Raw genomic sequence first — 16,960 nt, forward strand, 5'->3', positions numbered from 1 at the left:
CCGGCATGCGCATCGGCCTGCGGATCCTGCTCGGCTACTTCGTGATCGTGGCGCTGGCCGCGTTGCTGCTCGGGCGCGTGTTCGTGCAGCAGGTGAAGCCCGGCGTGCGCCAGGCGATGGAGGACACCCTCGCCGACACCGCCAACGTGCTGGCGGAGCTGGCCACCGACGACCTGCTGGCCGGGCGCATCGACGGCGGCCGCTTCGCCACGCGCGTGCGCGCGCTGGCCGCACGCGACCCCGCCGCCCGCATCTGGGGCTTCGACAAGCACGCGGTGAGCTACCGGATCACGGTCACCGACGCCGAGGGCATCGTGGTGTTCGATTCCGCCGGCCGCGACCTTGGGCGCGACTATTCGCGGTGGAACGACGTGCATCGCACCCTGCGCGGCGAGTACGGCGCGCGCTCCACGCGCAGCGACCCGGCCGACGACGCCAGCTCGGTGATGCATGTCGCCGCGCCGATCATGGATGGCGCGCGGATTGCCGGCGTGCTCACCGTGTCCAAGCCCAACCAGGCGATGGCACCGTTCATCGCGCGCAGCCAGGCGGTGGTGATGCGCTGGGGCTGGGTGCTGCTGGGCACCTCGCTGCTGGTCGGCCTGCTGGCGGCGTGGTGGCTGGCGCGCCAGCTCGGTGGCCTGCGCCGTTATGCGGACGCGGCCGCCGCCGGCGAACGCGCGGTGCTGCCCGATTCCGCCGGCGAGTTCGCCGACCTCGGCCGCGCGATCGAGTCGATGCGCCTGCGGCTGGAAGACCGCCAGTACGTCGAGCGCTACGTGCACACGCTCACCCACGAACTGAAGGCGCCGCTGGCCGCGATCCGCGGCGCGGCCGAGCTGCTGGAATCGCCGCTGCCCGATGCCGACCGTGCGCGCTTCGCCGGGCACATCGGCACGCAGAGCACGCGCATGGCGACGATGATCGACATGCTGCTGGCGCTGGCCGCGGTGGAGCATCGGCAGCAGCTGGACGCACCGCTGCCGGTGGACCTCGCGGCCCTGGTCGTCGAGGTCTGCGATGACGCGATCCTGCGGATGGCCGCGGCCGGCCTGGCGCTGCAGGTCGAGGCTTCGCCGCTGCCTGCGGTGGTGGCGGGGGACGCGTTCCTGCTGCGCCAGGCGCTGGCCAACCTCGTCGACAACGCGATCGGCTTCTCGCCCGCCGGCGGCCGCGTGCTGGTGACGTTGAGACACGTGGACGGCGACGTGGAGGTGGCGGTTGCCGATGACGGCCCGGGTATCCCCGATTACGCGGCGGGCCGCGTCTTCGAGCGCTTCTACTCGCTGCCGCGACCGGGCGACCGCGGCCGCAGCAGCGGGCTTGGCCTGACCTTCGTCGCCGAGGTCGCGGCGCTGCACGGCGGGCGCGCGGCCGTTCGCAACCGCGAAGGCCTCGGTGCTGTTGCCAGCCTGCTGTTGCCGCTGCAGCCGGCCAGGTAACGCCTGCAGCTCGTGCAGCGCGTGGCGCGGGGGCGCTCGCCAGGCCGCGCGCTTCACCCTCGCTTCATCGTGGCGCCGTCGTGCCGCCATTCGCCGCCGGCAGCCTGTCCGCTCTCTTCTCCATGGGTGAGGGCGACATGCGGCTCTGGTTCAAGGTGGTGATGGTCGCGGCGATGACACTGGCGATCCTGGTGGCGCTGGCCATGGTCCGCGGCGTGATCGACGAGCGCCAGGCGCATCGCGCGCAGGCGGTGGCCAGCGTGGTGGCGGGCTTCGGCGGTGCCCAGTTGCTGGCGGGGCCGGTGCTGGTGGTGCCGTACGTGGAGGACGTCGAAGAGGACGTGCGCGATGCGGCCGGTGTCCTGCACAAGGTGACGCGCACACGCGAGCGGCAGTGGACCTTCTTCCCGGAAACGCTGCTGGTCGATGGCGCGCTGGCGCCGGACACGCGCCGCCGCGGCCTGCACCAGGTGCGGGTGTACCAGTGGTCGGGCTCGCTGCGTGCGCGCTTCGACGCGCGCATACCCGACGACGGCGCCAGGGTGCGGCGCATCGGCCGGCCGTGGCTGGCGCACGGCATTGCCGACGTGCGCGGGCTGCGCGAGCTGCCGGTGTTCACGCTGGACGGCGCGGCGCTGCCGTTGTCGCAGGGCCTGGGCCATGCCGATGGCCCGGGCCTGCATGCGCGCCTGGCAGCGCCGCGTGCGGGCCAGCGCCTGGTCTTCGCCACCGCGCTGGCGCTGGAGCTGCGCGGCACCGAATCGTTCGCCATGCTGCCGGTGGCGCGCAGCAACGACCTGCGCCTGCAGTCGTCGTGGCGGCATCCGAAATTCGAAGGCCTCTCGCCGCAGCACGACATCGGCGACGACGGCTTCCGCGCGCGCTGGCAGGTGGCGGCACTGGCCACCGGCGCGCAGCGCGAATACCGCCACGCGCCCGATTCCGCCGGCCAAGGAGGCGGCACCGACGGGTGGGCGACGAGTGCGGTCAGCGTGGCGCTCATCGACCCGGTGGACACCTACCTGCAGGCCGAGCGCGCGACCAAATACGGCGTGCTGTTCGTGGCGCTGACCTTCGTGGCCTTCTTCATGTTCGAACTCATCCGGCAGCAGCCGATCCACCCCATCCAGTACGGCCTGGTGGGGCTCGCGATCGCGCTGTTCTTCCTGCTGCTGGTGAGCCTCGGAGAACACATTCCGTTCGGGTTCGCCTACCTGTCGGCGGCCGCGGCCTGCATCGGCCTCATCGGCTTCTATCTCGCGGCGGTGCTGGGTGGTGTGCTCCGTGGTGCGGCGTTCGCGGCAATGCTGGCCACCCTCTACGCCGCGCTCTACGGCCTGCTGGTGTCCGAGGACAACGCGCTGGTGCTCGGCGCCGGCCTGCTGTTCGTGGTGCTGGCGGCGATCATGGTGGTGACGCGGCGGGTCGACTGGTACCAGCTGTCCGCCGTGGCCCGCAGGTGAGCGTGGCCTACGTCAATGTGCACTCGACCACGTTTCCCGGCGGCGAGGTCCGTGGTCAGCTCAATGCCAGGCGCAACAAGCTGGTTCCGCACCTGCCGGACCCTGATCGCCCCGGCGGATGACGGGCAGGTCGCGGAGCCAGGTGGAGTGTCGCCAAGCTAGGCCTGCAGGAGCGGCGCCCCGATCCAGAGGGACAGGGCGCCGAGGCCGCCGCCGATCGCGGTGGCCGCGAGCACGTCGCTGGGGTAGTGCAGGCCCAGCACCACGCGCGACAGCGCCACCAGCGCGGTGAACGGCAACAGCAGCCACGCCAGCTGCGGGTAATAGGCGAGCGCGACGACGGTGAAGGCCACCGCGTGCAGCGTGTGCCCGGAGGGAAAGCTGAACTCGTCGAGCGGCGCGATCCAGGCGCGGATGCGCACGTCGGAGGCGAACGGGCGCGGGCGCCGCGTCCAGCGCTTCAGGCCCTTGTACAGCAGCAGCGCGACCACGCCGGTGGCTGCCAAGTGTGCCGATGCCGCCAACCCCTGCATGCCATCCATCACCACCAGGGCCGCCATCAGCACGTACCAGGCCACGCCGTCGCCAAGCCGGCTGATGGTGGCGAACACGCGCAACACGTGCACCCTGGCGCACCAGCCATTGGCGCGCAGGCACCAGGCAAGGTCGCCGCCGCGTGCGGCCTCAGGCGAGGGCGTTGGCGCTTGTGGCATGTGGCGTCTCCCGGTGCTTGCCGATGCGCTGCAGGATGGCGTCGAACTCCGCGGCCACGCTGGCCGGGCGCAGCGGCGCCACGGCGGCGCGTGCGCGCCGGCCCATCTCGCGGCGTGCGTCGTCTTCGAGCGCGATCCGGCACGCCGCGCCGATGAACCCGTCTTCGTCGCCGGCGCTGATCGCCGCGCCGTGCAGACCGTGGCGCAGGTGCTCGCGCGCGGCGCCGTAGTTGAACGCGACCGTGGCCACGCCGCTGGCCATGGCTTCAAGCGTCACGTTGCCGAAGGTCTCCGACAGGCTCGGGAACAGGAACAGGTCGCCACTGGCGACGTGCTGCGCAAGGTCGTCGCCGCGGCGCATGCCGCTGAACACGAAGTCCGGATGTTCGGCGGCCAGCGCCGCGCGCTGCGGTCCGTCGCCGATCCACACCATGCGCGCCCCTGGGCGCTCGCGCTGCAGCGCGCGGAAGGCGCGCACCACCAGCGCGAGGTTCTTTTCACTGGCGATGCGCCCGACGTGCACCACCGCGAGGCCGTCGTCGTCGACGCCCCACGCGGCGCGCAGCGTGGGGCTGCGTCGGGAGGGGTCGAAGCGTTCGGTATCGACCGCGCGCGACAGCAGCGTCGGCCGCGCGAATCCGCCGCGCGCCAGCGCATCCTGCAGCTCGTGCGTCGGCACCAGGGTGGCATCGGCACCATTGTGGAAATGCCGCATCCAGCGCATGGCGGGGCGCTGCAGCCAGGCGGCGCCGTAGTCCACCACGTACTGGTCGAAGCGGGTATGGAAGCCGGTGGCAGCCGGGATGCCCAGCGCGCGCGCGGCGCGCAGCGCGGACCAGCCGAGCGGACCTTCGGTGGCGATGTACACCGCATCCGGGCGCTGCCGCTGCCAGTGCCGGCGCAGCCGCGCGGCCGCCGGCAGCCCGAAGCGCAGGCCCGCATAGCCCGGCAGTGCGGCGCCGCGCGTCAGCAGTTCATGCGTGGCGGGTGCCCCGTCTCCCGGACAGCGCGGGCGCACCACGTCGACCGCGTGGCCGCGGGCGCGCAGGCCGCGCTCCAGGTCCTGCACGGTGAGCGCCACGCCGTTGATGTCCGGCGGGTAGGTTTCGCTGACGATCGCGTAGTGCATGCGCTGCTCCCGTTTGAGGAGCAGCCTGGACCGATGCGGTGTCGCGCCTGTTGCAACTGCTTGACGGTGGCGTGACAGCGTTTACCAGTGCAGCTGGACGCGTGCCTCGACGATCGAAGGGTCGTCGTGGATCCGCAGCCCGCTGACGGCATCGGTGCGGCGGCTGGCCACGTCGACGTAGTTCAGCATCAGCTTGGCGTTGGAGCGCCAGTACCAGTTCACGCCCACGGTCCATGCATCCATGCGACCGCCGCGCACGCCGCCGTCGTCCAGGTCGAGCTGGTCGTAGCGCAGGCCGAGCTGCCACAGGCCGCCATCGCCGACCGTGGTGCGCGGCAGGCCGCCGCGGTAGCCCCACGACGTGCCGCCGGGGTTCCACATGGCGCTGGCGTAGCCGCCGCCGGCGTCGTAGCCGCTGGTGCCGATGCGATCGGCGCGTGCCAGGAAGTACTCGCCCTGCAGCTTCACCGGGCCGGTGATCCACATCGCTTCGAGACCGGTGGTGGCGACGCGGTCGGCGTCGGGCAGGGTGCCGCTGTCGACCAGGCGGACCGCGGACAGATCGGCGTTGGGCCGCGTGCGCAGGCGCAGGCTGTCATCGGGCGTGTCGCGGTCGACGTGGCTCAGGCCCAGGTGCAGGACCTGGCCGTCGGTGCGCAGCGGCGCCCACCAGCCGCGCGCGCCGTAGCCCGCGCCATGGGCGCCATCGCTGGTCAGCTCGCGGCCGAACCAGGCCACGGTGGCGCCGTAATCGGAGGCGTCATAGGCCCAGGACGCGCCAAGCCGGCGCCCGAGGGCGAAGGTGTTGGTGGCGGCCGCCTTGGCGATGAAGTCGTTGTTGCGGCTGGAAGACAGCTCCTCGAGGCCGCTGGGCTGCTTGGCCTGGCCCAGCACCAGGGTGTGGCTGGGGGCGCCATCGCCGCCGAAGCGCCAGCTGAGGTTGTTGTCGAGGTAGCTCTCGTTCTCGACGTCGTAACCCACCACCCAGCCGAAGCCGCCCGGCCCGCTGCCCTTGAGCACCAGCTCGAAGCGGCGGATGCCGGTGGCGCGGTCGCGACCGTCGGCGCGTCCGTCGAGGTCGGCGCGGTCGTTGTCGAACCAGTTGCCGTCGACCTGGAACATGCCCTCGAACGCCACGTCGGAGCCGGCCACCGTGCCCAGCGGTACCTCCGCGCGCGCCGGTGAGGCGATGGTCGCGGTGGACAAGAGGGCGAGGGCAAGCAGGGAGCGCGTCATGGCAGGAACCTGGAATCGGGGGACCGCCCAGTTTACGCAAGGCCTTCCCCCCCTGCCCGCAACACTGCAGCCCGCGCGCCGCCTCAGTTCAGGGTGCCTTCGTCGACCCGGCTCATGCCCCCGGCCGCGGCCTGGAAGCCCGCGGCCTGCAGTGCGCGGCGGAGGGCCGGATTGTCGCCGCGGGCCAGGGCCTGCAGCCGGTAGCGGCCGTCGGCTTCGATGTCCAGGGTGGCCTCCAGTGCCAGCGGGCCGCTGGCGTCCTCCGGCAGCAGGACCAGGCGTCCGCCGCGGCCGTCGCAGACCGGGGTTCCGGACAGGATCATCGGCGGCAGCGCATCCAGCGGCAGTGAGTTCCACGCGCACCCGGCCACGGGCCTCGCGGCAACCCCCGGCATCGAACAGCAGGCGGGCGTCGTCGAGCAGCGCGCGCAGGCCGACGCCGGCGATCGGCGGCAGCGCCACCACGCCGTCGCCCGCGGCGAGCCCCGCCCTGCGTCCGCGTGACAGCAGCAGCCGCGTACTGCCGCCCTGGAGGTGCAGCTGCTGCCGTCCCGCCAGCAGTGGCAGTGGCGCCAGGCCGATTTGCAGGTCGCCGAGCGGCTGGCCGCGCCAGTGCGCTGCGCGCAGGTGCCCGTTCCAGACGCTGCCGCGGGCTTCGAGCGCGCCGAGCCCCGCCGGCAGGCCGATGCGCGGCAGCACCAGCTGCAGCGGCGCCAGCAGCAGCATCGCCACCGCGAACGCGGCAAACGCCCAGGCCAGGCCGCGCCGTGGACTCATGGCGCGACCTCCGCGAAGCCGACCTCGGCGCGCAGCTGGCCGTCGGCGCGCTCGACGTGGAGCGTGGCCGGTGCGATGCCGTGGGCATCGGCGAGCGTGCCCAGCCACGCGAACAGCGCGGGAGAGGCCACGCGGTCGAATTCGACCCCGAACGTGCCGTCGGTGGCGGTGCGCTGCCTGCCGGGCGCAAGTCCGGCGACGCGCGTGCTGTCCAGCACGCGCTGCTGCATGCCTTCGAGTCCGGGCACGGCGGGCGTGGCAGGGGTGCCGACCTGCGCCAGCGCGCCGACTTCGGCTTCGACTGCAAGCAGCGCGGCGGCTGCCTGGTCATAGCGGGCTTCGGCGCCGTCGCGCAGCGTGCGCAGCGGGTGCAGCAGCCCGTACCACCAGGCAAACGCCGCGAGCAGTGCCAGCATGGTCACCACCATGGCGCGCTCGCGCGCCGCCAGTCCGTGCCACCAGGCGGCCAGTTGCGTGGTCGTGGTCATGCGCCGGGCTCCAGGGTGATGCCGGTCAGCAGGCCGCCGGGCGCGTCGCTGCCGGTGCCTTCCACCAGTTGCCAGCCATCGGCGGCAAGCGCGCCGCGGATCGCTTCGAGGTCGTCGGGCGTGGTGTGGAACAGGGATGCGCGCAGCCGGTCGCCGCGCTGGTAGTCGAGTGAAGCCAGGTAGGCACCGGGGCGCGACGCCACCGCGGCGAACAGTGCGCCCGATGCGGCGACGAAGGCCTGCGGAGCACGCGCGGCGTCGAGCTGCGCCCGCAGCGCCGCGGAATCGGTGCTCGCCGCGGCGGCGGACGGCAGCGCCTGCTGCACAGTCTCCGCCGCGCGCTGCTGCAGGCCGCGTGCGGCAAGCTCGAGGCGCAGCGCCTGCGCGGCCACCAGCAGCAGCGGCGACGCGAGCAGCGCCGCCAGCAGCCAGGCCATCCGGCGTCGGTTGGCAGGGCGCGCGCGGGTTGCGGCGGGCGCGAACCTGCCCTGCAGCAGGTCGATTTCGGGCTGCAGGGCACGCGCGACGAGGCTGTCGATGCCATCCGAGGGAAGCGCTTGCTGCGCGCGCCCGGCGAGCACGCGCGCGGCGAGCGAAGGCTCGGCGCTGAACGCCAGCGCGGTGCCGCGCGCCAGGCAGCGGTCACCGGCGTCGAACACGCGTATGTCGGTGTCGGCGTCATCGCCCGCGATGGGTACCGGCAGCAGCAGCTGTTCCGGCACCACGGCATCGGCGTGCATGCCAAGCGCCGCGGCGCGTGCCAGCCACTCGTGCATCAGGCGTGGATCCAGCGCAGCCGCCATGCGGGTGGCCTGGCCGCCATCCGGCGCCAGCGCCACGTGCAGGTCGTCGGGGCGCGCGAGGCGCGCGGCGAGCAGCGCACGCGCGGCGGCCAACGCCTGTGCGCCGCTGCGCGCGGGCAGCTCCAGCCAGTCGATGCGTACCTCCGCGCCCGGCACCACCAGAACCGTGTGTTGCGCCCCGTCGAACGAGGGCGGATCCGGCGGCGTGGCAGGCACAAGCGCGGTGCGCGCCAGCACGCGGCCGTCGTCGCCGAGATGGAAACAGGTGGCGTCCGCCAGCGGGTCCGCTGGCAACCACAGGATGCGCGTGCTCATTCGTCGTGGGTCCATCGTCGTGCCAGCAGCCGCACCGGGCCGCCGGGGTCGTGTTGCAACAGGGCGCTCAGCACCACTTCGGCGCCGCCATGCTCGACCTCCGAGCGCAGCGTGAAGTAGCGCGTGCGCAGCCGCACCTGCTGGATTTCCGGGTCGAGTGCCACGGCCGCGGCCAGCGCGGGCTGCGCCCAGAACGCGGCGATGTCGCGCCAGCCGTCCGCCGGGCGCGAGGCGATCACCCGCCTTGCCGCCTCGATGTCGAGCGCGTTGTCGGTGAGCATGGCGAGGATCACGGCGTCGTCGTCCTCGAGGGTATTGAGGTTGACCGGCGCGAGCGCGGCATCGGGCAGGGCGCAGACGTGCCGGCGCAGGCGCATGTAGGCGTCGTCATCGTGGCCGGCGACGGCGCGCAGCTCGCTGACCTCGGCCAGCAGGGTGCCTGCGGTGCGGTAGGCGGGCACGCGCGCGGCGTAGGCGGCATCTTCGGCACCGGACGCGCGCGGCAGGTTGTCGCTGTCGATCCAGTCGACCAGCGCGTCGACCATGCTGCCTGCCTGTGCCGCGTTGAACCCGAGTGCCTTCAGCAAGGCGAGGTACTGGCGAACGCCCGCTTCGCGCACAGACCACTGGCCCACCGCGCCCTCGACCACGCTGTTGAGGTTGAAGCAGGCGGTGCCGTCGTCCACGCGCACGCGGATCGCGCCGTCGTCGATCGGAAACACGAACGGGCGGCCGTTCCAGCCGCCTTCGAGGGTGGTGCGGCCGTCGGGCCTGGCCAGCTGCAGGATGCGGCCGCGCGCGAGCTCCTCGGTGCCGAGTGCGAACCACTGCGCCTGTGCCAGCGCCTGCGCGTTGCCGGTGCGGCGCAGGCCGAAGCGGATGTCGTCCATCACCGCCACCAGCAGCACCGTCATCACCGCCACCAGCAGCAGCACGGTGAGCAGGGCGGCGCCGCGTTCGCGCGCGGCGCTCACGGCGTGGTCCCCGGCAGCAGGAAGCGCTGGCGGACATCGCCGATATCGTCCAGCACCAGTTCCAGCTCCACCGCGCGCGGCAGGCTGGCGGCGCCGCCGTGCCAGCCGTCGTTCCAGGCGTCGCCGTCGAAATACGCCACGCGCGCCCGGGTGATGCCGTCGAGCAGCACGCGTGCCGGCGCCGCGGCAGTGCCGTCCAGCGCGGGTCGCGCGCTGCGCTCGAGGCGGCCGTCGACAATGCGGTATTCCACGTGCTGCAGCGACGCGCGCGGCGCGCCGTCCGGGTTCTCGTGGCCGCGGCGCACGAACGCGAACAGCGGCCCGGATTCGCCGGGGCGGCCGCCGATGAAGGCGTCGCGCGCGGGCGAGCCGTCGCTGCGCCGCGCCAGGCGCGTTGCCGCCTGCGACAGGTCGGTGCGCAGCAGGGCGCGCGCGCGCTGGAACTCGCCCAGCCGCGCCATGCGCTCGCGCAGCACCTGCTGGCTGTCGGCGGCATAGGCCATCACCGCGACGCCGGCGGCGGCGATAAGGCCGAAGATCGCCAGCGACACCATTACTTCGAGCAGGGTGAAGCCGCGCTGCCGCGCGTCGCCGCCGTCGCGAACCGCCGCACGCGAGGCGCTCATTCGGCCACACCCCGGAACAGCGCCAGCTCGGCGGCCACGCGCTCTTCGCCCGGCGGCATGACGGTGATGTCGACGCGCAGCAGCGACGCGTCCGCGGTCGCCGCCACTGTGCGCGTCCAGCGCCAGTCGCGTCCGCCGGCGGTTTCGCTGCCGTGCGCGTCATCGCCGAGCAGGCGCGTGTCGATCGTCATCGCCTCCACCGCGACGTTGTCGGCCACCACCGCCGCCAGCACGCGCTCCTCGATGGCCACCGCGGTGCGCGTGCTCTCGCCGGCGAGGTTCAGCAGGCCGAGCACGGCGAGCGCGAACACCGCCAGCGCGACCAGCATCTCGATCAGCGAGAAGCCGCGCGCGCAGGGGCGGCGCGCCAGGTGCTCAGTGCGCGCCGGCATCGACGTCGATCCCGCCGCTGCCATCGACCTTGATCCGCGCGCTGCGGCCTTCGCGCTGCAGCACCAGCGTCACCGGCTCGCTGGCGCCGGTGGGGTCGAAGCGCACGCTGGCGCGGTCGTGGCCCTGCGGCAGCAGCGGGCGCGTGCCCGGGCGCCACGCGACCGTCGTGAAGCCCTTGCCGTCCAGCGGCTGCCAGCCGTCGAAGCGCCGGCGCCGGAATTCATAGCCGTGCGCGGTGGCGCCGACTTCGATGCTGCGCATGCCGAGGATCGCTTCGTCGCGCGCGTGCGCCAGGCGCGCGCCGAACGCGTCGGCCTCCGCGACCAGCACGTCCTCGCCGGGTGGCAGGGTCAGCGCCACGGCCGCGCCGGCGAGCCCGATCACGGCCAGCCCCACTATCAGCTCGACCAGCGTGAAGCCGTGCATGCGCACCAGGGCGTCCACTCAGCCCCAGTTGCCGATGTCGGCGCCGTCGCCTTCGCCGCCCTCGACGCCGTCGGCGCCGAACGAGAACACGTCGAAGCTGCCGTCGCGGCCCGGCTGGCGGAACTGGTAGGCGTTGCCCCAGGGATCGGTCGGCAGGCGGCGGATGTAGCCACCCTTGCGGTAGCGTTCCGGCCGCGCGAGCCCGGCCGGCGCCTTGAGCAGCGCGTCGAGGCCCTGCGCCGTGGTCGGGTAGGCGAGGTTGTCGAGACGGTAGGTCTCCATCGCCTGCTCAAGCACCGAGATGTCGGCGCGCGCCTTCTCGGTCATGGCGCGGTCCTGGCTCGGCATGACGTTGATCATCACCACCGTCGACAGCAGGCCGATGATGACGATCGCGACCATCAGTTCGACGAGGGTGAAGCCGGACGCGCGCTCGGGACGCGTGCGTCGCATGGGACGGATGGTGCTGCGGGGGCGGTGCATGTTCGGGTCTCCGGTCAGCCGGCCACGAGGGCGTTGAATTGCAGGATGGGCAGCATGATCGCGAGCACGATCACCGCCACCACCGCGCCCAGCACGATGATGATCAGCGGTTCGAGCAGGCTCATCGCCACGCTGGTGAAGGTGTTGAACTCGCGTTCCAGGTAGTCGGCGGCGCGGTCGAGCATCGGCGCCAGGCGGCCGCTGTCCTCGCCGCTGGTGGCCATGTACAGCAGGGTCGGCGGGAACACGCCGGCGCGCTTCATCGCGCCGGACAGGCTGCCGCCCTCGCGGATCACCTCGACCATGGCCTCCGTGGCTTCGCGCAGCACGCTGTTGCCCACGGTACGTGCGGTGATCGCCAGGCCCTCGATCAGCGGCATGCCGCTGTCGGCCATGGTGGCCAGGGTGCGTGCCATGCGCGCGGCGTGGACGTCGCGCAGCAGGCGGCCGAGCAGCGGCAGCCGCAGCACCGTGGCATCGAACGTACGCCGCGGTCCCGGCCGGTGCAGGAGGCGCGCCGCGGCCACGCCCGCCACCGCAAGCAGCACCAGCAGCGGCAGGCCCCACGCCGCCATCGCGTCGGAGATGCCGATCACGATGCGGGTCAGCAGCGGCAGCGCGCGCCCCATCGATTCGAACTGCTCGACCACGCGCGGCACCACGAACGCCATCAGCGCGATCACCACCAGCACCGCGGTCACGGCCAGTGCCGCCGGGTAGACCAGCGCCGAGACCAGCTTGCCGCGCACGTGCTGCTCGTGCTCCTGCAGGTCCGCCAGGCGCTCGAGGATCGCCGGCAGCGCGCCGGTGCCCTCGCCGGCGGCGACCATCGCCCGGTACAGCGGCGGGAACGCCTTGCCCTGGCGCGCCATCGCATCGGAGAGGCGGAAGCCTTCCAGCACGTGGGCGTGGGTGGCCATCACCACCCGGCGCACCGCGGGGCGCTCGGCCTGGCTGCCGATGGTGCGCAGCGCTTCTTCGAGTGGTGCCACCGCGACCAGGGTCGCGAGCTGGCGGGTCAGCAGGGTCAGGTCCTTGGCGGTGAAGCGACCGCGGCCTGGCGCGGTCGTCGCAGGCGTGCTGGCGGCTGCCTCAACGCGCACCGGCAGCAGGTGACGCCGCTCAAGGAGGCGACGCGCATCGGCGGCACTGTCGGCCTGCAGCACGCCTTCGCGGCTGCGGCCGTCGACGTCGAACGCGGCGTAGTCAAACGCCGGCATGGTCGGACTCCTGGCGGGTGACGCGCATGGCTTCCTCGAGCGTGGTCTCGCCGCGCAGCACCGCGGCGCGCGCGGCGTCGCCGAGGCGGCCGGTGCCGGCGAACGCGGCCGCGGCCAGCGCGTCCTCGTCGGCCTCGGCGCCGATCAGCTGGCGCATGCGTTCGTCGACGGTCAGCGCTTCGTGGATGCCGATGCGTCCGGCATAGCCGGCGTGGCTGCAGTGCGCGCAGCCGACCGCGCGGAACACCACAGCACCGGTCGCATCCGGCTGGCCGTCGGCGGCGAGCAGGCGCGCGGTCGCGGCATCCGCCACCACGGGTTCGCGGCAGTGCCGGCACAGGCGGCGCAGCAGGCGCTGCGCCAGCACCAGGCGCAGGGTGGAGGCGAGCAGGAACGGCTCGATGCCCATGTCGCGCAGGCGGGTGACCGCGCCGGGCGCATCGTTGGTGTGCACGGTGGACAGCACCAGGTGGCCGGTGAGGCTGGCCTGCACCGCGATCTGCGCGGTCTCCGGGTCGCGCACCTCGCCGACCATCACCACGTCCGGGTCCTGGCGCAGGATCGCGCGCAGGCCGGCGGCGAAGGTCATGCCGACACGCGCGTTGACCTGCGTCTGGCCGACGCCGTCGATGGCGTACTCGATCGGATCCTCGACGGTGAGGATGTTGCGGCGGCCGTCGTTGAGCGTGGCCAGCGCCGCGTACAGCGTGGTGGTCTTGCCGGCGCCGGTGGGGCCGGTGACCAGGATGATGCCGTTGGGCACGCGCAGCGCGCGCTGCAGCGCGTCCAGCACGTCCGGCTGCATGCCCAGCTCGGAGAGCGGCAGGCCGCCCTGGTCCTTGTCGAGGATGCGCATCACCACGCGCTCGCCGCCGCGCGCGGGCAGGGTGGACACGCGCACGTCCAGCGCCTTGCTGCCCATGGTCAGGCCGATGCGGCCGTCCTGCGGCACGCGCTTCTCGGCGATGTCCAGCCGTGCCATCACCTTGACGCGCGACACCAGCAGCGGCGCGATGCGCGCAGGCAGGCGCAGCGCCTCGCGCATCACGCCGTCGACGCGCATGCGCACCACCAGCGCGGACTCGAAAGGCTCGACATGCACGTCGGACGCGCCGCTGCGCGCGGCCTCGGCGATCAGGCCGTTGATCAGGCGGATCACCGGGGCGTCGTCCTGCGCTTCCAGCAGGTCGGCGCTCGCCGGGATGTCGTCGGCGAGCGCGTCGAGGTTGCCGGGCAGGTCGAGCTCGCCCGCGCCGGCGGCCAGCGCGGCATCGGCGTAGAGCTCCGACAGCCGGCGGTCGAACGCGGAGCGTGGCAGCACCTCCACCTCGAGCGCGCGGCCGAGGCTGCGGCGTGCTTCGAGCAGTGCAACGGGGTCGGCGTCGTCGCACAGGCCCACGCGCGCGCTCGCCGCGCCGATGCCGAGCAGCAGCACGCCGTGGCGCTTGGCGTAGGCATAGCTGAAGGCGGGCAGCGGCTCGCTCATCGCGCGGATCCGGTCCCGGGGGGCAGTGGCGCGGCGTCCGTCGTCGGGGCCGGGAGCGGTGGCGCGGCGTCAGTCGCGGCGGCAGGCGCCGGCAACGTCGGCGGCGTGGTGCGCAGGTAGTCGCGCACCAGCGTTTCCAGCGCCGCCTCGCGTTCGCCGGCCACCGGCCCCTGGCTGCGCACCATGTAGTCGTAGCGCGGCGCGGTCATCGCCTGCGCCTCGCGCGCGCTGCGCACGATGGTCGGGCGGATGAAGATCATCAGGTTGGTCTTGTCGCTGGCGCGCGACTTGTGCCGGAACAGGTTGCCGATGATCGGGATGTCGCCGAGCAGCGGCACCTTGTCGACGGTGCTGCGCTCGCTCTGGTCGAGCAGGCCGCCGAGCGCGACGATCGCGCCGTCGTCCACCAGCACGCGCGTCTCCAGTTCGCGCTTGTTGAGCACCAGCTCCGAGAAGTCCTCGCTCACCGGCCCGGCGATCGACGACACCTCCTGGCGCAGGGTGAGCGTGATGCCGCCACCGGCGTTGATCTGCGGCGTGACCTCGAGCTGGATGCCGACGTCCTGGCGCTGGATGGTGCGGAACGGGTTGCTGTTGCTGTCGCCGAGCACTTCGCCGGTGGTGGTGGGCACCTCCTGGCCGACCAGGATCCGCGCCTCCTCGTTGTCGAGGGTGAGGATGGACGGCGTGGACAGCAGGTTGGACGCCGTGTCGCTCTTCACCGCGTCGATGATCAGGCCGAAGGTGGCGTTGTCGTTGCCGCCGGCGATGCCGCCGAGCGCGCCGTTGAGGCCGAGCAGCGACTGCACCGCGACGTTGCGCGCGATGTCGAGCACGGAGTCGTCATCGTCATTGCCGCGGATGCGCGCGCGCTGCGCGGCCACGCCGCCGGCGATCGGCATGATCTGCGGGTTGGCGCCCGGGAACTGGGTGGCCAGCACCGGGATGTTGCTGCCGTCCTTGCCCGCGATCAGCAGCTGCGCGCCCAGCCTGCGCGCGGCGTTGTCGGAGATCTCCACCACGATCGCCTCCACCAGCACCTGTTCGCGGCGGGTGTCGAGCTGGGTGATGACCTCGGCCAGCAGGCGCTGGGTTTCCGGGTCGGCGTTGATGATCAGCGAGTTCGAGCCCGGGTAGCGCACGATCGTGGGGCGCTTGCCCTGGCTGCCGGTGATCACCGTGGCGGTGGCGGCATCGCCCGCCTGCGCGGTCGCCGGGGCGGCGCTGCCGTCCGCGCCGTCGGTGGCCTGGCCGACGAGCTGCTGCAGCACGGGCAGCAGCTGTTCGGCGCTGGCGTGCTGCAGCTTGACCACGCGCACGTTGCCGGTGCGCTCGGCGCGGCGGTCGAGCTCGAGGATGGTCTGCACCACGCGCTGCACGACGCGCGGATCGCCGCGCACCACGATCGAGTTGCTGCCTTCCACCGGCAGGATCGACAGCTGGCCGTTGCGCGCTTCGCCGCCGCTGGCGAACAGGCCGCCGACGGTGGCGGCGACCTCGCGCGCGGAGCTGTTGCGCAGGGTGATGGTGTCGATGCTGGCGGTGTCGCTGTCGATCTGCGCCACCAGGCCGCGGATGCGGCGCACGTTGTCGGCGTAATCGGCGACCAACAGCGCGTTGCCCTGCGGCGTGGGTACCACCACGCCGCCGCGGCCGACCAGCGGCTTCAAGGTCTCGGCGGCGATACGTGCATCCACCATCGCCAGCGGCAGCACCTGGGTGGTGAACGCGGAGCCGCCCGAACCCGCGCCGGGCTGCTGCGCGGCGATGTCGTCGGGCACCACGCGGTAGGCGCCGCTGCCCGCCGGCACCGCGAGCAGGCCGTTGGCGCGCAGCACCGCCAGCAGCACGCCGAGCAGCTCGGCCTCGTCCATGGCGCGGTCGCGCGTGACGCTGACCGTGCCCTGCACGCGCGGGTCGATGATGAAGGTGGTGCCGGTGGCGCGTGCGACGTCCTGGATGAAGGCGCGGATGTCGGCGTCCTGCGCGGTCACGGCGGCGCCGGCGCCGCTGGCCTGCGCCAGTGCGACGGACGGCGGCGGCAGCGCGAGCGCGATGACGAGAGCGGTGGCGAGGAGTCGCTGTTTCACGGAGTGTCTGCCTGCAAGGTCGTGGTGTGCGTCGTTCCGTCGCGCGCGTAGGTGAAGGTGATCGTTCGGCTGCCGGCCAACTCGGCCGGCAGTGCCGCATAACGTTCGGGGGTGAGCGCCTGGCCGTTGATCGACAGCAGCACGTCGCCGGCCTGCAGGCCGGCCTGGCGCAGCACCGCGCCGTCGCCGCGCGGGATCACGCTGTAGCCGGCGGGCTGGCCGGCGTCGGCCTGCACCGGACGCAGGCCGGCCTGGGCGAGGAGTTGGGCGGGATCGACGCGGGCTGTGCCTGCGGTGGGAGATGGCGCGCGCGCCGCGGGCAGCCCTGCGGACGCCTCGCGTGGAGCAGGCGCGGGCGCTCCGCCCGGCGGCAACGCGAAGCGCAGTTCGCTGCGCGCACCGGACGCGGCGAGCGTCACATGGTCACTCGCCACCGCGGCGAGCACCACGCCGGGCGCGACTTCGTCACCGACCACGAACGCGCGCTGCCGGCCGTCCTTGCCTGCGATGATCGCCGCGCCGGAGCCGGCATCCGCCGCCGGGCGCGCGGCGTGGAGCCGGAGCCCTGAGCTGTCGGCCGCGACTTGCACGCTGGCCTGCGCCGGATGGAACGCATCGATGGCAAGGCGTTCGAGGCGCGTCGCGTCCATGGCTGCGCGCGCTGGCGCGGGCGGCGCGCCGACGGGTGCCGGTGGCACGAGCAACAGCCACGCCAGGCGCGCGGCCTGCACGGCCAGCAGGGCGACGACAGTGACCGTGACCACGCGGCGCAGCAGCCCGGCATCGCGGGCGCGGGCGAGCAGTGCATGCGGTGCATGGAGGGCGAACGGCGTGGCCAATGACGGACTCGGCGGCGCGGCGAATCCGCGCGATGGTCAGATCATGCGAACGTTTGG

The 16,960-nt window shown here is 73.2% G+C and carries 18 protein-coding genes; 3 read left to right on the forward strand and 15 right to left on the reverse strand.

The window, feature by feature from the left end:
- Positions 1 to 5: 5 nt before the first annotated feature.
- The 3 genes from creC (at position 6) to JGR64_RS13845 (ending at position 3,027) form a co-directional block, all read left to right on the forward strand.
- Positions 6 to 1,442, forward strand: coding sequence for a two-component system sensor histidine kinase CreC (gene creC / locus JGR64_RS04500; RefSeq protein WP_199375368.1), 1,437 nt, complete (start codon positions 6 to 8; stop codon positions 1,440 to 1,442).
- An 80-nt stretch (positions 1,443 to 1,522) separates the two neighbouring features.
- On the forward strand, positions 1,523 to 2,905 hold the full coding sequence (creD, locus tag JGR64_RS04505) for a cell envelope integrity protein CreD (RefSeq protein ID WP_234446999.1): 1,383 nt from the start codon (positions 1,523 to 1,525) through the stop codon (positions 2,903 to 2,905).
- A 2-nt stretch (positions 2,906 to 2,907) separates the two neighbouring features.
- The gene (locus tag JGR64_RS13845; RefSeq protein WP_234447000.1) at positions 2,908 to 3,027 is read left to right on the forward strand and encodes a CHRD domain-containing protein; all 120 of its coding nucleotides are present in this window, start codon (positions 2,908 to 2,910) and stop codon (positions 3,025 to 3,027) included.
- Positions 3,028 to 3,063: 36 nt separating this feature from the next.
- On the opposite strand, the gene JGR64_RS04510 is transcribed toward JGR64_RS13845, so the two are convergent.
- The 15 genes from JGR64_RS04510 to JGR64_RS04575 all read right to left on the reverse strand — a co-directional run bounded on the left by JGR64_RS04510 (position 3,064) and on the right by JGR64_RS04575 (position 16,903).
- Positions 3,064 to 3,618, reverse strand: a complete 555-nt coding sequence (locus JGR64_RS04510; RefSeq protein WP_199375369.1) for a phosphatase PAP2 family protein — start codon at positions 3,616 to 3,618, stop codon at positions 3,064 to 3,066.
- Positions 3,590 to 4,747, reverse strand: a complete 1,158-nt coding sequence (locus JGR64_RS04515) for a glycosyltransferase family 1 protein (protein WP_199375370.1) — start codon at positions 4,745 to 4,747, stop codon at positions 3,590 to 3,592. The genes JGR64_RS04510 and JGR64_RS04515 overlap by 29 nt, the downstream gene beginning before the upstream one ends.
- Positions 4,748 to 4,828: 81 nt before the next feature.
- Positions 4,829 to 5,983, reverse strand: a complete 1,155-nt coding sequence (locus JGR64_RS13850) for a porin (RefSeq protein WP_233348384.1) — start codon at positions 5,981 to 5,983, stop codon at positions 4,829 to 4,831.
- Positions 5,984 to 6,066: 83 nt separating this feature from the next.
- Positions 6,067 to 6,306, reverse strand: coding sequence for a hypothetical protein (locus JGR64_RS13855; protein ID WP_233348385.1), 240 nt, complete (start codon positions 6,304 to 6,306; stop codon positions 6,067 to 6,069).
- Positions 6,307 to 6,756: 450 nt separating this feature from the next.
- Complete coding sequence (gene gspM / locus JGR64_RS04525; RefSeq protein WP_199375372.1) at positions 6,757 to 7,248, reverse strand: type II secretion system protein GspM; 492 nt, start codon at positions 7,246 to 7,248, stop codon at positions 6,757 to 6,759.
- Positions 7,245 to 8,366 (reverse strand): type II secretion system protein GspL, encoded by a 1,122-nt coding sequence (gene gspL / locus JGR64_RS04530; protein ID WP_199375373.1) that lies wholly within the window; start codon positions 8,364 to 8,366, stop codon positions 7,245 to 7,247. Before gspL ends, gspM begins: the two co-directional genes overlap by 4 nt.
- On the reverse strand, positions 8,363 to 9,340 hold the full coding sequence (gspK, locus tag JGR64_RS04535) for a type II secretion system minor pseudopilin GspK (RefSeq protein WP_255531428.1): 978 nt from the start codon (positions 9,338 to 9,340) through the stop codon (positions 8,363 to 8,365). Before gspK ends, gspL begins: the two co-directional genes overlap by 4 nt.
- Positions 9,337 to 9,966 (reverse strand): type II secretion system minor pseudopilin GspJ, encoded by a 630-nt coding sequence (gspJ, locus tag JGR64_RS04540; RefSeq protein WP_199375374.1) that lies wholly within the window; start codon positions 9,964 to 9,966, stop codon positions 9,337 to 9,339. Before gspJ ends, gspK begins: the two co-directional genes overlap by 4 nt.
- Entirely contained in the window at positions 9,963 to 10,358 is a 396-nt protein-coding gene (gene gspI, locus JGR64_RS04545; RefSeq protein ID WP_199375375.1) for a type II secretion system minor pseudopilin GspI, read from the reverse strand. Before gspI ends, gspJ begins: the two co-directional genes overlap by 4 nt.
- The gene (locus tag JGR64_RS04550) at positions 10,342 to 10,785 is read right to left on the reverse strand and encodes a GspH/FimT family pseudopilin (protein WP_234447018.1); all 444 of its coding nucleotides are present in this window, start codon (positions 10,783 to 10,785) and stop codon (positions 10,342 to 10,344) included. Before JGR64_RS04550 ends, gspI begins: the two co-directional genes overlap by 17 nt.
- Before the next feature lie 18 nt (positions 10,786 to 10,803).
- A complete protein-coding gene (gspG, locus tag JGR64_RS04555; RefSeq protein WP_305067917.1) occupies positions 10,804 to 11,268 on the reverse strand; it encodes a type II secretion system major pseudopilin GspG in 465 nt (154 codons plus the stop codon).
- Between the two features lie 14 nt (positions 11,269 to 11,282).
- Complete coding sequence (gene gspF / locus JGR64_RS04560; protein WP_199375377.1) at positions 11,283 to 12,488, reverse strand: type II secretion system inner membrane protein GspF; 1,206 nt, start codon at positions 12,486 to 12,488, stop codon at positions 11,283 to 11,285.
- Positions 12,475 to 13,974: a type II secretion system ATPase GspE gene (gene gspE / locus JGR64_RS04565; protein WP_199375378.1), complete on the reverse strand. Its 1,500-nt coding sequence runs from the start codon at positions 13,972 to 13,974 to the stop codon at positions 12,475 to 12,477. Before gspE ends, gspF begins: the two co-directional genes overlap by 14 nt.
- A complete protein-coding gene (gspD, locus tag JGR64_RS04570) occupies positions 13,971 to 16,064 on the reverse strand; it encodes a type II secretion system secretin GspD (protein ID WP_199375379.1) in 2,094 nt (697 codons plus the stop codon). The genes gspE and gspD overlap by 4 nt, the downstream gene beginning before the upstream one ends.
- A complete protein-coding gene (locus JGR64_RS04575) occupies positions 16,061 to 16,903 on the reverse strand; it encodes a type II secretion system protein N (protein WP_199375380.1) in 843 nt (280 codons plus the stop codon). The genes gspD and JGR64_RS04575 overlap by 4 nt, the downstream gene beginning before the upstream one ends.
- Positions 16,904 to 16,960 lie beyond the last annotated feature (57 nt).

Source organism: Luteimonas sp. MC1572 (genome assembly GCF_016615815.1).
Taxonomy (GTDB): domain Bacteria; phylum Pseudomonadota; class Gammaproteobacteria; order Xanthomonadales; family Xanthomonadaceae; genus Luteimonas.

Coding starts and splice junctions, on each gene's coding strand:
- gspM (WP_199375372.1), bottom strand. CDS start 7,248: ATGACCACGACCACGCAACTGGCCGCCTGGTGGCACGGACTGGCGGCG.
- JGR64_RS04510 (WP_199375369.1), bottom strand. CDS start 3,618: ATGCCACAAGCGCCAACGCCCTCGCCTGAGGCCGCACGCGGCGGCGAC.
- gspE (WP_199375378.1), bottom strand. CDS start 13,974: ATGAGCGAGCCGCTGCCCGCCTTCAGCTATGCCTACGCCAAGCGCCAC.
- JGR64_RS13850 (WP_233348384.1), bottom strand. CDS start 5,983: ATGACGCGCTCCCTGCTTGCCCTCGCCCTCTTGTCCACCGCGACCATC.
- creC (WP_199375368.1), top strand. CDS start 6: ATGCGCATCGGCCTGCGGATCCTGCTCGGCTACTTCGTGATCGTGGCG.
- gspI (WP_199375375.1), bottom strand. CDS start 10,358: ATGCCGGCGCGCACTGAGCACCTGGCGCGCCGCCCCTGCGCGCGCGGC.
- gspJ (WP_199375374.1), bottom strand. CDS start 9,966: ATGAGCGCCTCGCGTGCGGCGGTTCGCGACGGCGGCGACGCGCGGCAG.
- JGR64_RS04515 (WP_199375370.1), bottom strand. CDS start 4,747: ATGCACTACGCGATCGTCAGCGAAACCTACCCGCCGGACATCAACGGC.
- gspG (WP_305067917.1), bottom strand. CDS start 11,268: ATGCACCGCCCCCGCAGCACCATCCGTCCCATGCGACGCACGCGTCCC.
- gspL (WP_199375373.1), bottom strand. CDS start 8,366: ATGAGCACGCGCATCCTGTGGTTGCCAGCGGACCCGCTGGCGGACGCC.
- JGR64_RS04550 (WP_234447018.1), bottom strand. CDS start 10,785: ATGCACGGCTTCACGCTGGTCGAGCTGATAGTGGGGCTGGCCGTGATC.
- JGR64_RS13855 (WP_233348385.1), bottom strand. CDS start 6,306: ATGATCCTGTCCGGAACCCCGGTCTGCGACGGCCGCGGCGGACGCCTG.
- gspF (WP_199375377.1), bottom strand. CDS start 12,488: ATGCCGGCGTTTGACTACGCCGCGTTCGACGTCGACGGCCGCAGCCGC.